General features: G+C 67.6%; 13 protein-coding genes. All 13 read left to right on the top strand.

Going from position 1 to position 14,649, the window contains the following annotated elements; all coding sequences use genetic code 11:
• Nucleotides 1-123: 123 nt before the first annotated feature.
• The 13 genes from YU1_RS27730 (at nucleotide 124) to YU1_RS0103210 (ending at nucleotide 14,563) form a co-directional block, all read left to right on the top strand.
• Entirely contained in the window at nucleotides 124-507 is a 384-nt protein-coding gene (locus tag YU1_RS27730) for an ArsR/SmtB family transcription factor (RefSeq protein WP_051356430.1), read from the top strand.
• On the top strand, nucleotides 500-2,473 hold the full coding sequence (locus YU1_RS0103265) for an ABCB family ABC transporter ATP-binding protein/permease (RefSeq protein ID WP_035713532.1): 1,974 nt from the start codon (nucleotides 500-502) through the stop codon (nucleotides 2,471-2,473). Before YU1_RS27730 ends, YU1_RS0103265 begins: the two co-directional genes overlap by 8 nt.
• A 199-nt stretch (nucleotides 2,474-2,672) precedes the next feature.
• A complete protein-coding gene (locus YU1_RS31745; RefSeq protein ID WP_051356426.1) occupies nucleotides 2,673-4,427 on the top strand; it encodes a glucosamine inositolphosphorylceramide transferase family protein in 1,755 nt (584 codons plus the stop codon).
• A 69-nt stretch (nucleotides 4,428-4,496) separates the two neighbouring features.
• Complete coding sequence (locus tag YU1_RS0103255) at nucleotides 4,497-5,237, top strand: phosphatidylserine decarboxylase (RefSeq protein ID WP_280790687.1); 741 nt, start codon at nucleotides 4,497-4,499, stop codon at nucleotides 5,235-5,237.
• A 7-nt stretch (nucleotides 5,238-5,244) separates the two neighbouring features.
• A complete protein-coding gene (gene pssA, locus YU1_RS0103250) occupies nucleotides 5,245-6,087 on the top strand; it encodes a CDP-diacylglycerol--serine O-phosphatidyltransferase (RefSeq protein ID WP_029002845.1) in 843 nt (280 codons plus the stop codon).
• Nucleotides 6,088-6,308: 221 nt separating this feature from the next.
• Nucleotides 6,309-7,931, top strand: coding sequence for an ABC transporter substrate-binding protein (locus YU1_RS0103245; protein ID WP_029002844.1), 1,623 nt, complete (start codon nucleotides 6,309-6,311; stop codon nucleotides 7,929-7,931).
• A 101-nt stretch (nucleotides 7,932-8,032) separates the two neighbouring features.
• Nucleotides 8,033-9,046, top strand: a complete 1,014-nt coding sequence (locus tag YU1_RS0103240) for an ABC transporter permease (RefSeq protein WP_029002843.1) — start codon at nucleotides 8,033-8,035, stop codon at nucleotides 9,044-9,046.
• On the top strand, nucleotides 9,043-9,936 hold the full coding sequence (locus tag YU1_RS0103235) for an ABC transporter permease (protein ID WP_029002842.1): 894 nt from the start codon (nucleotides 9,043-9,045) through the stop codon (nucleotides 9,934-9,936). Before YU1_RS0103240 ends, YU1_RS0103235 begins: the two co-directional genes overlap by 4 nt.
• A gap of 11 nt (nucleotides 9,937-9,947) precedes the next feature.
• Complete coding sequence (locus tag YU1_RS0103230) at nucleotides 9,948-11,729, top strand: dipeptide ABC transporter ATP-binding protein (protein WP_051356425.1); 1,782 nt, start codon at nucleotides 9,948-9,950, stop codon at nucleotides 11,727-11,729.
• 8 nt (nucleotides 11,730-11,737) lie between these two features.
• Nucleotides 11,738-11,980, top strand: coding sequence for a DUF4089 domain-containing protein (locus YU1_RS0103225; protein WP_029002840.1), 243 nt, complete (start codon nucleotides 11,738-11,740; stop codon nucleotides 11,978-11,980).
• Nucleotides 11,977-13,398 (top strand): AtzE family amidohydrolase, encoded by a 1,422-nt coding sequence (locus YU1_RS0103220; RefSeq protein ID WP_029002839.1) that lies wholly within the window; start codon nucleotides 11,977-11,979, stop codon nucleotides 13,396-13,398. Before YU1_RS0103225 ends, YU1_RS0103220 begins: the two co-directional genes overlap by 4 nt.
• Nucleotides 13,399-13,411: 13 nt before the next feature.
• Nucleotides 13,412-13,801: an oxalurate catabolism protein HpxZ gene (hpxZ, locus tag YU1_RS0103215; RefSeq protein WP_029002838.1), complete on the top strand. Its 390-nt coding sequence runs from the start codon at nucleotides 13,412-13,414 to the stop codon at nucleotides 13,799-13,801.
• A gap of 48 nt (nucleotides 13,802-13,849) precedes the next feature.
• On the top strand, nucleotides 13,850-14,563 hold the full coding sequence (locus YU1_RS0103210; protein WP_029002837.1) for a GntR family transcriptional regulator: 714 nt from the start codon (nucleotides 13,850-13,852) through the stop codon (nucleotides 14,561-14,563).
• The last annotated feature ends 86 nt before the right edge of the window (nucleotides 14,564-14,649 follow it).

The following is a 14,649-nucleotide window of genomic DNA, read 5'->3' as shown; positions in this document are numbered from 1 at the left end:
GTTCACCAATCCGTTCCGGCCATGACACGCGGCCGGCTCCTTTCAAAATTGCCGATGGCAACGACGTCCAAATGACGTGATTGCCTTGTGATTGTCATCTTCATCGTTTATCGGCGATGAACGATGAACGCGCAGCCCCCTCCCAATGTCCCGGACCTTGGACGCGACCGCCTTGCCACGCAATTGCGGGCGCTGGCCCATCCCGCCCGGCTCGCCGTGCTGGAGACACTCGCGCGCCAGGACAGCTGCATGTGCGGCGAGATCGTTCGCGGCCTGCCCCTGGCGCAATCCACCGTGTCGCAACACATAAAGATCCTCGTCGAAGCGGGGCTGATCCGTGCCAGCGTGAGCGGATCACGCACGTGCTACTGCATCGACAAGGCTGCGCTCGCCGCCTTGCGCGACGATGTGCAGGCTCTGTTCGAAGGGCTCCGCCTGGGTGCGGCCGGTCCTCTGGATGGCATTCCGGCCGTCGCCGCAGTTTTTGAAGTGGGTATCCATGACTGATCTTTCAACGCCCCGGCCCGTGGCGGCGGCCTCCCGCCGCCGGCTGTTCAAGGGCGTCTCGGCCGCCAAGGGCGCGCTTGGCAGCACCATCGTCGCCCTCTGGCCCTATCTCTGGCCCGCCGACCGCGCCGACCTGAAGATGCGGGTGATGGCGACCTCCGTGCTGCTGTTCCTCGCCAAGTTCGCCACCATGGCGGTGCCCTTCATCTTCAAATGGGCCACCGACGCGCTGGCGCACATTCCCGACGGCCAGCACGACGCGGATTTCGCCTGGCTGCTGGCCGCCCCCGTCCTGCTGACGGTCGCCTACGGCTTCAGCCGCATCGTCATGGCCGGCATCACCCAGCTGCGCGACGGCATCTTCGCCGCCGTGGCGCTGCATGCGGTGCGCAAGCTGGCGCTGGAGACGTTCGAGCATATGCACGCCTTGTCCCTGCGCTTCCACCTGGAGCGCAAGACCGGCGGGCTCACCCGCGTGCTGGAGCGGGCGCGCGAGGGTATCGAGACCATCGTGCGCATGCTCGTGCTCCAGCTCGCCCCCACCATCGTCGAGATGGTGCTGGTGCTGGTGGTGCTGATGTTCGCCTTCGACTGGCGCTATGTGGCGGTGGTGGCGGCGACGGTGGCGCTCTACACATGGTTTACCTATGCCGCCAGCGAGTGGCGCATCGCCATCCGCCGCGACATGAACGAAAGCGACACCGAGGCCAACACCAAGGCGGTGGACAGCCTGCTCAACTACGAGACGGTGAAGTATTTCGGCGCCGAGCAGTGGGAGGGCGCGCGCTACGACAAGTCGGTGGCGCGCTACGAGAAGGCCACGGTGCGCACCTTCACCTCGCTGGCCTGGCTCAATGCCGGGCAGGCGGTGATCTTTACCGTGGGGCTCACCATCACCATGGTCATGGCCGCGTTCGATGTGCGGGCCGGGCGGCAGAGCCTGGGTGCGTTCGTCATGATCAACGCCATGATGATCCAGCTGTACCAGCCGCTGAACTTCCTCGGCATGATCTATCGCGAGATCAAGCAGGCCATCGTGGACATCGAGGCGATGTTCGGCGTGCTCGCCCGCGATCCGGAGATCGAGGACGCCCCGGGCGCCGCCGCGCTCCAGGTGTCCGGCGGCACGGTGCGCTTCGAGGATGTGCGCTTCGCCTATGATCCGGACCGCGAGATCCTCAAGGGGGTCTCCTTCGAGGTGCCGGCCGGCCGCACGGTGGCCATCGTCGGTCCCTCGGGGGCGGGCAAGTCCACCATCTCGCGCCTGCTGTTCCGCTTCTATGACGTGACCGGCGGGCGCATCACCATCGACGGCCAGGACATCCGCGAGGTGACGCAGGACAGCCTGCGCGCCGCCATCGGCATGGTCCCCCAGGATACGGTGCTGTTCAACGACACCATCGCCTACAACATCCGCTACGGCCGCGCCGGCGCCTCGGACGCCGAGGTGGTGGAAGCTGCCCGGCTGGCGCAGATCGACGCTTTCATCCAGGCCACCCCCAAGGGCTACAAGACAGAGGTGGGCGAGCGCGGGCTGAAGCTCTCCGGCGGTGAGAAGCAGCGGGTGGCCATCGCCCGCACCATCCTCAAGGCGCCACCCATCCTGGTGCTGGACGAGGCGACTTCGGCGCTGGACAGCCATACCGAGCGGGAGATCCAGGATGCGCTGGACGGCGTCTCGCGTGGGCGCACCACGCTGGTGATCGCCCACCGGCTCTCCACCGTCATCAATGCGGACGAGATCCTGGTGTTGTCGCAGGGCCGGGTGGCCGAGCGCGGCACCCATGCGGAGCTGCTGACCCGCGGCGGGCTCTATGCGGCCCTCTGGCAGCGCCAGCGCGACGCGGACGATGCCCGCCAGAAGCTCCTTGCCGCCTCCGATTCCCCTGTGCCGGGGGAACCGGAGCCGGGCACGCCGGATGAACGGCTGGTGGCGCATCACGAGGAGCCGAGCACGGCTGCCTGAGGTTTCCGGCCCTCGGCACCCAGGTAACGGCTTTGTGAGCGCGCGGGCTGGGCTTGCCGGACCGCCTGCGGCAGGTAAGGCTGCTAGAAGGCGGAACCCGCAGCGAAAAAACAGCATGGTGCGGGAAAGGCATGGTCAGCTCTGCGCGAGATGTGCAATCTAAAGCCGCGCGCTGACGTTGGGGAATAAGGGCGGGGCGGTGATCGGAGCTCTGTATCTGAAGTCCGAGAGCACCGCGCCCAAGCTGCGGATCGGGCTTCTGGTGGACGGCGACTATGTCACCGCCGCCGCTGCTGCCGTCATCGAGCATGTCCGGGCCTGCGATTTTGCCGAGATCGTCCTGATCGTGCGCCAGGAAGGTGCGCAGGCGGGCTTTCTCAAGCATCGCTCCTTGCTGGCGCGTATCTTCCGGATGCTGCGTGATCGCGCCCTGCGCCGGCGCTTCTGCTATGCCGCCTACACCAAGCTGGAAGACTGGATCGCCGGGGACAGCACCCTCGATCCCCTGCGCATGGTGGATTGCAGCCGGGCCTTCGCCGGCATCGAGAGCCTGACCGTACAGCCGCAGACCAAGGGGTTCGTGCACCGCTTCCCGCCCGAGGCGGTGGAGGCCATCCGGGCGCACAGGATCGACGTGCTGCTGCGCTTCGGGTTCAATATCCTGCGCGGCGACATCCTTGGCGCGGCCCGTTACGGCATCTGGTCCTATCACCACGGCGATCCGGAATTCTATCGTGGCGCGCCGCCGCAATTCTGGGAAATGGCCGAGCGCAACCCGCTGTCCGGCGCGGTGCTGCAAATCCTCGACGAACAGCTCGACGGTGGGCTGGTGCTGGAAAAGGGGCTGTTCGCCACCGATCTGTCCATCTCGCTGCGGCGGAACCGCGTCCAGGTGTTCTGGGGCTCGACGCATTTCGTCATCGCCAAGCTGAAGATGCTGCACGAGAAGGGGTTCGAGCACCTCATCGCCCGCGCCTATCCGCCGAGGCCGTATCGCGGGCGGCGCGCCCTGTATCGGACGCCGACCAACGGAGAGATGCTGGGCTGGCTGCTGGGCACCTTCTTCCGCAAGCTGGCCCAGCGCCTGCGGCCCCGGCAGGTGGAGCATTGGCAGATCGCGTTGCGGCGACGGGAGCCGCTGGGCGGGCTCGCGGTCAACCCGGATCAGGGGCGGGCGGATCTCACCGGCTTCCACTTCCTCGCCTCGCCCCAGGGGCATGTCTATGCCGACCCTTTCGTCTTCTGGCGGGACGAGCGACCCTACCTCTTCTTCGAGAATGACAGCTATGGCAACGATCCCGCCGTCATCTCGGTGGCGGAGATCCGCCAGACCGGCATCGGGCCGCCGCAGGTCTGCCTGAGCACCGGCAAGCACCTGTCCTTTCCCCAGGTCTTCGAATGGGACGGGGAGGTCTACATGATGCCGGAAAGCATCGAATCCGGCGAACTGGCGCTCTACCGGGTGGTGGACTTCCCGCTGAAATGGGAAAAGGCCCAGGTGCTCTGCGAGGGCAGCGTGGTGGACGCGGCCCTGTGGCGCGAGGCCGGCCTCTGGTATCTGTTCGCGACCCTGGTGGACCTGCGCAGCCGGGCCACCAGCCTGCATCTGTTCACGTCCGACACGCTGGACGGCCCGTGGCAGCCGCACCCGCAGAATCCGCTGTCGAACGACGTGCGCAGCGCGCGCTGCGGCGGCGCCCTGTTCCGCCGCGGCGGGAAGTTGTTCCGCCCGAGCCAGGACGGCTCCGGCACCTATGGCCGCGCCCTTGAGTTCCATGCCGTGGATGTGCTGACGCCGGAGGTCTATGCCGAGCACGAGGTGCTCACCATCACCCCGGACGACGTGCCCCGACGCGGACGCCTGCCGGCGACGGGCATCCACACTTATCACGAGGCGGGCGGCATCGAGGTTATCGACGCCAAGTTCCCGATGCCGGCCCGTCGGGTGATGTGAGGCCGGCCGCCGGCCGGTTGCGCCGTATCGCCATTTGACGAGGGGGCAGGGCGCTACTACCTGTGAGCGCTGTCCCGGCCGCCGCGCGGCCCCCATCCGGAGACCGGCGTGTCCCTCCTTACCTCGATCCGCAAGTCTCTCGTGCCGATCCACCGCGAAGGCTATCCGTTCATCGCCATCGCCGTGGTCATCGCCATCGGGCTGCTGATGGTCTCCACTTTCTTCGGCATGCTGGCGGTGGGGCTCGCCATCTGGACGGCGCTGTTCTTCCGCGACCCGGAGCGGGTGACGCCGCTGCGGGACGGGCTGGTGGTGGCGCCGGCCGACGGACGCATCTCCCAGGTCGGCTTGGCTTTGCCGCCGCGCGAACTCGGCCTGTCCGAGACCCCGCTGATGCGCATCTCCATCTTCATGAACGTGTTCAACGTGCATGTGAACCGCTCCCCGGTGAGCGGGCGGATCGAGAAGATCGCCTACAAGCCGGGCCTGTTCCTCAATGCCGACCTCGACAAGGCGAGCGAGGACAATGAGCGCAACGGCCTGATCGTGCGCGGCACGCACGGCCCGGTGGGCGTGGTGCAGATCGCTGGCCTCATCGCGCGGCGCATCGTGAGCTTCGTGCATGAGGGCGAGGACATCGGCGCCGGCGAGCGGTTCGGCCTGATCCGCTTCGGCTCGCGCGTGGATGTCTATCTGCCGGTCGGCACCCGCGTCCTCGTGTCCGAAGGCCAGATCACCACCGCTGGCGAAACCGTGCTCGCGGACTATACGGCCACCGCCGCCCGCGACATCGCCTTCCGCGTCTCGTGAGGGTCCGATGAGCCTGCCGTTCCCCCCGTTCGACCCCAACGGCCAGCCGCAGGAGCGGCCACGCCGCTTCGCGCGCATTCCGCTGCGCCTGCTGCTGCCTAACATGGTCACGCTGCTCGCCTTGTGCTCGGGCCTGACGGCGGTGCGCATGGCGATCGAGCACCGCATGGAGCTGGCGCTGGCGGCCATCGTGTTCGCCGCGCTGCTGGACGGGGTGGACGGGCGCCTCGCGCGGGCGCTGAAGGGCACCTCGCGCTTCGGGGCGGAACTGGACAGCCTGGCCGACTTCGTCAATTTCGGCTGCGTGCCGGCGCTCCTGCTCTATCTCTGGGGCCTCAACGAAGTGGGGTCCATCGGCTGGATCGGGGCGCTGATCTTCGCCATCTGCGCGGCGCTGCGCCTTGCCCGCTTCAATGTGATGCTGGACGATCCGGACCGTCCCGCCTTCGCCGGGGATTTCTTCACCGGCATTCCGGCGCCGGCCGGCGCCATCACCGTGCTGCTGCCGGTCTATCTGGAACTGCTCGGCCTGCCGCATGTGGGGCTGAGCGCGCCCATGGCGCTGATCTACTGCCTCGCCATCGGCGTGCTGATGATCTCCAAGGTGCCGGCGTGGTCGGGCAAGACGCTGGGCAAGCGCGTGCGCCGGGACATGGTGCTGCCGCTGTTCCTGCTGTTCGCGGTCTTCGCCGGGTTGCTGGCCAGCTATCCCTGGCTGGTGCTCTCCGTATGCAGCGTGATCTATCTGGCGATGCTGCCGTTCTCGGCTTTGCGCTACCGGCGTCTCATGGCCGAGCATCTGGCCAGCGCGCCTCTTCCCTCCGAACGCCCGGTGGACCCGGCCATCTGAGCCGGGGCCGCGTCCCCAGAAGGGCCCGGCTTGGTGCATTTGCATACAAATGCGCGTCAATTGATTAATTATCAGTCAGTTCGGCGTTCGTCGGCAGCATGAGGTCGGCACATTATCGTTGTTAAGCACATGATATATAATATGTATCAGATATAAGCATACAATTGGCATGCCCCTTGAATAGCTAGGCCTGAGTTGGCCAGAGACGGGGACCCCAGCCTATGAACCGCCGTGAGTTTCTGACATCCGCTTCCGCCACCGCCGCCGCAGCGGGCGCCACCGTGGCGGCCCCGGCCGTCTTTTCCCCGGCCAAGGCGCAGGCGCGGGCGGAGACGCTGCTGATCGTCTCCGAAAGCGGGCCGAACAATCTCGACATCCATGGCGTCGGCACCAACGTGCCCGGCTATGAGGCGAGCTGGAACTGCTACGACCGCCTCATCACCCATCCCATGAAGGACGTGAACGGCACGCCCTATTACGACCGCGACAAGTTCGAGGGCGAACTGGCCGAGGACATGAGCATCGGCGACATGTCGGTGACGTTCAAGCTGAAGAAGGACGCCACCTTCCAGGACGGCACGCCGGTCACCGCCAAGGACGTGAAGTGGTCGCTGGACCGCGCCGTCTCGGTGGGCGGCTTCCCGACCTTCCAGATGAAGGCGGGCTCGCTGGAGAAGCCGGAGCAGTTCGTGGTGGTGGACGACCGCACCGTCCGGGTGGACTTCATCCGCAAGGACCGCCTCACCATTCCCGATCTCGCGGTGATCGTGCCCTGCGTGATCAATTCCGAGCTGGTGAAGAAGAACGCCACGGCTCAGGACCCCTGGGGTCTCGAATACACCAAGCAGAACACGGTTGGCTCCGGCGCCTACAAGGTCACCAAATGGACCCCCGGCACCGAGGTGATCTTCGAGCGCTTCGAGAATTGGAAGGGCGGCCCGCTGCCCAAGATCAAGCGGGTGATCTGGCGCATGGTGCCCTCCGCCGGCAACCGCCGGGCGCTGCTGGAGCGCGGCGACGCCGACATCTCCTACGATCTGCCGAACAAGGATTTCGCCGAGCTGAAGGGCAATTCCAAGCTCAACATCATCTCCACGCCCTATTCCAACGGCGTGCAGTATATCGGCATGAACGTGACCAAGCCGCCCTTCGATAATCCGAAGGTGCGCCAGGCGGTGGCCTATGCGCTGCCTTATGACAAGATCATGGAGGCGGTGCTGTTCGGCCTCGCCAATCCCATGTTCGGGGCGCCCGCCGACTACCAGACCCAGGTGAAGTGGCCGCAGCCCACTAAGTACAAGACCGACATCGCCAAGGCCAAGGCGCTGCTGGCCGACGCGGGCTATCCCAACGGCTTCGAGACCACCCTGTCCTTCGATCTCGGGTTCGCCGGCATTAACGAGCCACTGTGCGTGCTGGTGCAGGAGAGCCTCGGGCAGATCGGCATCAAGACCACGATCAACAAGATCCCCGGCGCCAACTGGCGCACCGAGCTCAACAAGAAGGAGCTTCCGCTCTTCACCAACGTGTTCTCAGGTTGGCTGGACTATCCGGAATACTTCTTCTTCTGGTGCTATCACGGCTCGAATTCCGTATTCAACACCATGAGCTACCAGTCCGCCGCCATGGACCAGTTCATCGATGGCGCCCGCGCCGCGGCGGCCAATGGCGACAAGGCGGCCTATGACACCGACGTGAAGGGCATGGTGGATCTCGCCTTCGCCGACGTCCCCCGCGTGCCGCTGTTCCAGCCCTATGTGAACGTCGCCATGCAGAAGAACGTGACCGGCTACGAATACTGGTTTCACCGTCGCCTCGACTATCGCGCCCTGCAGAAGGGCTGAGGCACGGAACTTGCTCCTGCGGGGGAGCGGGCCGGGACGGCGGGGGCGGCGGTCTGCCGTCCCTGCTGTCCCGCAGCCGGGAACAGGGAAGGGAGGGTGCCGTGCTGAAGCTGATTGCCAGTCGTCTCGCCACAGCGATACCGAGCCTTATCGGCGTCGTGATCGTCACCTTCCTGCTGACCCGCGTGCTGCCGGGCGATACGGCGGCCTATTTCGCCGGCCCCGCGGCGACGCCGCAGGCCATTGCCGAAATCCGCGCCAAGCTCGGCCTCGACAAGCCATTGCCTGTGCAGTTCGTGGACTATGTCTCGGCGCTGGCGAAGGGCGATCTCGGCACCTCGCTCTCCACCGGCCAGTCGGTGGCCCATGAGATCACCACGCGCCTGCCGGCCTCCGCTGAGCTGACCCTCTCGGGCCTCATCCTCGCCCTGGTCATCGCCGTGCCTTTCGGCATCGCCGCGGCGGTGAAGCAGGGGTCCTGGATCGACCACGCCTGCCGGATCATCACCACGGCGGGCGTCTCGCTGCCGGTGTTCTTCACCGGCCTGCTGCTGGTCTATCTGTTCTATTTCCGCCTGGGCTGGGCGCCCGCGCCCCTGGGGCGGCTCGACGTCTTCTTCTCCGCGCCCGAGACGGTGACGGGTTTCTACCTGATCGACAGCCTGATCGCGCTGGACGGCGAGACGTTCCGCGCCGCGCTGGCGCAACTGGTGGTGCCGGCGCTGACGCTGGCCATCTTCGCGCTCGCGCCCATCGCGCGCATCACCCGCGCTTCCATGCTCCAGGTGCTCGCGTCCGAATTCGTGCGCACCGCGCGGGCGGCGGGTCTGACGTCGAGGACCGTCATCATCACCTATGCCTTCCGCAATGCCATGCTGCCCGTGGTGACGACGCTGGGCATGGTGTTCTCCTTCCTGCTGGGGGCCAACGTGCTGGTGGAGAAGGTGTTCGCCTGGCCGGGCATCGGCTCCTATGCGGTGGAGGCGCTCATCACCTCCGACTTCGCCCCGGTGCAGGGCTTCGTACTCGCCATGGCGATCCTCTACGTCGCCCTCAACCTCATCATCGATCTTGCCTACGGCATCATCGACCCGCGCGCCCGGAGCGAAGCATGACCGCCGTTCCCTCCGCCCCCGCCCGACGCCGCTCCAGCGGCGGCCTCATGGCCACGCTGAAGCACGCGCATTACGTCATCTCGGACAATCCGGTCACCGGCCTCGCCTTCTTCATGCTGCTGGTACTGGTGCTGGCGGCGCTGGTCGGGCCGTTCCTCGTGCCCTACGATCCTCTGGCCTCCAACACCATGGCGGCGCTCCAGCCGCCGTCCGCCGCCCATTGGTTCGGCACCGACCAACTGGGACGCGACATCCTCTCCCGCGTGGTGGTGGCGACGCGGCTGGACCTGGCCATCGCCGTCTTCTCGGTGGCCCTCGTCTTTGCGGCGGGCGGCATCGCCGGCATCGCGGCCGGCTTCTTCGGCGGCTGGACGGACCGCATCGTCGGGCGCATCTGCGACACCATTATGGCCTTCCCGCTGTTCGTGCTGGCCATGGGCATCGTGGCGGCGCTGGGCAACACGGTGACCAACATCGTCATTGCCACCGCCATCATCAACTTCCCGCTCTATGCCCGTGTCGCCCGCTCGGAAGCGGCGATCCGGCGGCAGGCGGGCTTCGTGCAGGCGGCGCGGCTCACCGGCAACAGCGAGTGGCGCATCGTGCTGACGCAGATCCTGCCCAACATCCTGCCCATCATGATGGTGCAGATGTCGCTGACCATGGGCTACGCCATCCTCAATGCCGCCGGCCTGTCTTTCATCGGCCTCGGCGTGCGCCCGCCCACCTCCGAATGGGGGATCATGGTGGCGGAGGGCGCCACCTTCATCGTCTCGGGCGAATGGTGGATCGCGCTGTTCCCCGGCCTTGCCCTGATGTTCGCCGTGTTCTGCTTCAACCTGCTGGGTGACGGTCTGCGCGACATCGTCGATCCCCAGCGCCGCACGTGAGGGCCGGACCCATGCATGGCGTCGTCGATCCCGCCACCGTAGCGCTTGCCCCAGCCGAGGAGGCGCGCGGACCGCTCCTCAACGTGCGCGACCTCACCGTCGAATTCGCCACCCGGCGCGGCCTCGTGCGCGCCGTGGAGAAGGTGAACCTGACCTTGGCCAAGGGCGAGACCCTCGGCATCGTGGGCGAGAGCGGCTCGGGCAAGTCCGTCACCTCCTACACGGTGATGCGCATCCTCGACCGGGCCGGCCATATCGCGGAGGGAGCGATCACCTTCTCGGGCATCGACGTGGCCCATGCCAGCGAGCGCGAGATGCGCGACCTGCGCGGGCGCGAGATGTCGATGATCTTCCAGAACCCGCGCGCGGCGCTGAACCCCATCCGCAAGGTCGGGCACCAGATCGGCGACGTTCTACTCCAGCATGTCCAGGCGCAGCCCGGCAACGTGAAGGAGAAGGTAATCGACGTGCTCAACCAGGTGCGCATCGCCCGGCCGGAGGAGCGCTACCACGCCTATCCGTTCGAATTGTCCGGCGGCATGTGCCAGCGCATCGTCATCGCGCTGGCCCTGGCCTGCCGGCCGCAACTGCTGATCGCCGACGAACCGACCACGGGCCTCGACGTCACCACCCAGAAGGCGGTGATGGAACTGGTGACGGAGCTGACCCGCGCGAGGGGCATGTCCACGATCCTCATCACCCACGATCTCGGCCTTGCCGCCACCTATTGCGACACGGTGATGGTGATGGAGAAGGGCAAGGTGGTGGAGACCGCGCCCGCCGAGCAGATCTTCCGCAATCCGCAGCACGCCTATACGCGCAAGCTGATGCGCGCGACGCCGCGTCCGGGCATCACGCTCAAGGATCTGCTGCCGGAAGCGGAAGCGGAAGCGGGTGCCGCTCCACCTGTGGCACCGATGGTCGTGTCGGATGCGGTGCCGCTGCTGAAGGTGGAGGCCCTCGTCAAGGAATATCCCCGCCAGGGCGCACCCTCCGCTTTCTTAGCCAAGTTCACCGGCAAGGCGGTGGACCCGAAGGACGCCACCTTCCGCGCCGTGGACGGCATCTCCTTCGAGGTGAAGAAGGGCGAGAGCGTCGGTCTCGTGGGGGAGAGCGGCTGCGGCAAGTCCACCACCTCCACCATCGTCATGCGCCTCATCGATTCCACCTCCGGGCGCATCACCTTCGACGGCCAGGACATTGGCGCCATCCCGGCGCGGGAGTTCGCGCACCATCCGTTGCGCCGCCGCATCCAGATGGTGTTCCAGGACCCGACCGAAAGCCTGAACCCCCGCTACACTGCCGCCCGCGCCATCGCCGATCCGCTGCTGCGCATGGGCGGCAAGGACATCAAAGGGACGTTCGGCGGGTTCGGGGGCGGCTCGGCGCTGGAGGACAAGGTGGAGGAACTGGCCCGCATGGTCGGCCTGCCGGCGGATCTGCTGGATCGCTTCCCGCACCAGCTTTCCGGCGGCCAGAAGGCGCGCGTCGGCATCGCCCGCGCCATCGCGCTGAAGCCGGACCTCGTCATCCTCGACGAGCCCACCGCCGCGCTCGACGTCTCGGTTCAGGCGGTAGTGCTGAACCTGCTGGAGGAGCTCAAGCACACGCTGGGCATGAGCTATCTCTTCGTCTCCCACGACCTGCACGTGGTGCGCCTCTTGTGCGACCGCGTCATCGTCATGCGGCAGGGGCGCGTGGTGGAGGAGGGCACTTCCGAGCAGGTGCTCGAAGCGCCCAAGGACGCCTACACCCGTGAACTGATCGCCGCCATTCCCCATCCGCCCGTGTGAGGAACGCCATGTCCGATCCCACGATGTCCGGTCCCACGATGTCCAATTCCTCAACGCCGCTGCCGCCCCTCTCCGATGCGGCGGTGGCCGAACTTCTCGCCGCCGGCATCGCCGCCTTCGCCATCCCGGCGGAGGGCGCGTGGCGCGCGGAAGCCTTCTCCTATCTGCGCACCATCGCCGATGCGGCGCAGTTCGTGCTCGCCCATGACCTCGGCGATGAGGCCGAGCCCGCCGCGGTGTTCCGGCCATGAACGCCGCGTCCCCGGTAGACGCCGCCGCCCCCTTCGCCACGGCGCCCGCAGCTGACATCGCGGCCGCCGTGCGCGGCGGGCAGGTGAGCGCCCGCGCCGTCGTCGAGGCGGTGCTCGCCCGCATCGCCGCGCTCGATCCGAAGGTCAACGCCTTCACCGACGTTACCGGAGCGCGCGCTCGCGCGTCCGCCGACGCGCTCGATGCGCGCCGCGCCGCAGGCGGGGCGCTGGGGCCGCTGGCCGGGGTGCCGTTCGCGGTGAAGAACCTGTTCGACATCGCCGGTCTGCCGACGCGGGCAGGCTCGAAGATCAACCGCGACCTGCCGCCCGCCGCGCATGACGCCGCGCTGATCGCCAGGCTGGAGGAGGCCGACGCCATCCTGGTCGGCGGCCTCAACATGGGCGAATACGCCTATGACTTCACGGGCGAGAACGTCCATGACGGCGCCTCGCGCAATCCGCATGACCTTGCCCATATGGCAGGGGGCTCCTCCGGCGGCTCCGGTGCGGCCATCGCCGCCGGGCTGGTGCCGCTGGCGCTGGGCTCGGACACCAACGGTTCCATCCGCGTGCCCTCGTCGCTGTGCGGCATCTTTGGGCTGAAGCCCACCTATGGCCGGCTGTCGCGGGCGCATTCCTTTCCCTTCGTCTCCGCGCTCGACCATCTCGGCCCCTTCGCCCGGTCGGTGGGCGACCTCGCGCTCGCCTATGACGCCATGCAGGGCGCGGACCCGGACGACCCGGTGCAGGTGCCCCGCCCGGTCGAGCCCGTAATGCCGACGCTGGAGGCCGGCATGGACGGGCTCAGGATCGCGGTGGCCGGCGGCTATTTCCGCGCCAAGGGCATGCCGGAGGCCTTCGCGGCGGTGGATCATGTGGCAGCCGCGCTCGGCGTCACCCGCACCATCGAGGTGCCGGAGGCGGCCCGTGCCCGGGCTTCGGCCTACATCATCACCGCCGCCGAGGGGGCGAGCCTGCATGCGGGGCGCCTGCGCACGCGGCCGCAGGATTTCGACCCGGCGGTGCGCGACAGGCTGATCGCGGGCCTTGCCATTCCCGCCGCCTGGGTGGCGGGTGCGCAGCGCTTCCGCCGCCACTTCCGCGACCGCATGCTGGCGCTGTTCGATGAGGTGGACGTGATCCTCGCGCCGGCCACGCCCTGCCGGGCGCCGCAGTTGGGCCAGACCACGTTCGAGCTCGATGGCGAGACGCTGCTGGTGCGACCGAACCTCGGCCTCTACACCCAGCCCATCTCCTTCATCGGCCTGCCGGTGGCGGCGGTGCCGGTCTGGCTCGACGGGGGGCTGCCCATCGGCGTGCAGGTCATCGCCCCGCCGTGGCGGGAGGATCTCGCCTTGCGGGTGGCTCGCCACCTCGAAGCGACCGGCGCCGTGCGGGCGCCGGTGTCGAACATCTAGCTCTGGAGGTCGCGTGCAGATCAACGATCCGGTTGTGGTGGCCGAAGTGGAAGCGGCCTTCGCCCGCTATGAGGCGGCGCTGGTCTCCAACGACGTGGCGGTGCTGGACGACTTGTTCTGGGACGATGCCCGGACCATCCGCTATGGCGGCGGCGAGAATCTCTATGGCATGGGCGAGATTCGCGCCTTCCGCTCGGGACGTTCGCCGCAGGGGCTGATGCGCACCCTGGGGCGCACGGTCATCACCACCTTCGGCAGCGATTTCGCCACCGCCTCCACCTTGTTCACCCGCGAAGGCGCCCCGGGCAAGGTGGGGCGGCAGCAGCAGACCTGGGTGCGCCTTCCCGAGGGCTGGAAGGTGGTCGCCGCCCACGTGAGCGTCATTCCCGACCCGCTGCCTTGAGGGCGCGAGTTCACCCGTACCCAGAATCCAAGTAGCGTCGTAAGTCTCATGTCGACCCCCGTTTCCGAGGCCGTCACGGCCGCCTCGCCCCCGCGCCCCCGGCGCCGCCGCAGCACCGGCCGCGCGGTGACGCGCACGGAGGAGTTGCGGCTGCAGATCGCCGACGACATCGTGCGCGGCCGCATCGCCCCCGGCACCGCGCTGGAAGAGATGGAGGTGGCCAAGCGCTACGGCGTTTCGCGCACCCCGGTGCGCGAGGTGATCCGGGACCTGGCCGCCTCCGGCCTGGTGGAGACTCGCCCGCACCGCAGCGCCCTGGTGGCCAAGCCTTCGCTGGACCGGCTGCGCGGCATGTTCGACGTCATGGCGGAGCTGGAGGCGCTGTGCGCGGGCCTATGCGCCGTACATATGACCAAGGCCGAGCGCGGGCAACTGGAGGCCATCCATGCGGAACTGGCCGACCTGACCCGGCGGGGCGACGAGGCGCACTACACCTTCCTGAACGACCGCTTCCATACCTTCCTGTATGGCGGCGCGCACAATGCCTATCTGTCGGAGATCACGCTCGCCACGCGGGCGCGGCTCCAGCCCTTCCGCCGCGCCCAGTTCCGTACGTTGGGGCGCCTCGCTCTGTCCTATGCGGAGCACGATGCGGTGGTGCAGGCCATCCTGCGCGGCGACAAGGCGGAAGCGGCGAGCGCCATGCGCAGCCACATCCTGACGGTGGAAGTGGCCTATGAACGTTATGCGGAGAGCGTCTGAGCGCAGCTTCGAGGCCCGCCCGCCGTGCGCCGCCGAGAGGCGTGGCCTGGGCTGACGACCGCTCTGGCCGGGCCGGAGGCACCTTT

The organism is Azorhizobium doebereinerae UFLA1-100, from assembly GCF_000473085.1.
In the GTDB taxonomy this organism is placed as follows: domain Bacteria; phylum Pseudomonadota; class Alphaproteobacteria; order Rhizobiales; family Xanthobacteraceae; genus Azorhizobium; species Azorhizobium doebereinerae.
The sequence above is the reverse complement of the archived record's forward strand: the minus strand, read 5'-3'. Positions and strand labels throughout refer to the sequence as shown.

Coding starts and splice junctions, on each gene's coding strand:
- YU1_RS27730 (WP_051356430.1), top strand. CDS start 124: ATGAACGCGCAGCCCCCTCCCAATGTCCCGGACCTTGGACGCGACCGC.
- YU1_RS0103265 (WP_035713532.1), top strand. CDS start 500: ATGACTGATCTTTCAACGCCCCGGCCCGTGGCGGCGGCCTCCCGCCGC.
- pssA (WP_029002845.1), top strand. CDS start 5,245: ATGAGCCTGCCGTTCCCCCCGTTCGACCCCAACGGCCAGCCGCAGGAG.
- YU1_RS0103245 (WP_029002844.1), top strand. CDS start 6,309: ATGAACCGCCGTGAGTTTCTGACATCCGCTTCCGCCACCGCCGCCGCA.
- YU1_RS0103235 (WP_029002842.1), top strand. CDS start 9,043: ATGACCGCCGTTCCCTCCGCCCCCGCCCGACGCCGCTCCAGCGGCGGC.
- YU1_RS0103230 (WP_051356425.1), top strand. CDS start 9,948: ATGCATGGCGTCGTCGATCCCGCCACCGTAGCGCTTGCCCCAGCCGAG.
- YU1_RS0103225 (WP_029002840.1), top strand. CDS start 11,738: ATGTCCGATCCCACGATGTCCGGTCCCACGATGTCCAATTCCTCAACG.
- YU1_RS0103220 (WP_029002839.1), top strand. CDS start 11,977: ATGAACGCCGCGTCCCCGGTAGACGCCGCCGCCCCCTTCGCCACGGCG.
- YU1_RS0103210 (WP_029002837.1), top strand. CDS start 13,850: ATGTCGACCCCCGTTTCCGAGGCCGTCACGGCCGCCTCGCCCCCGCGC.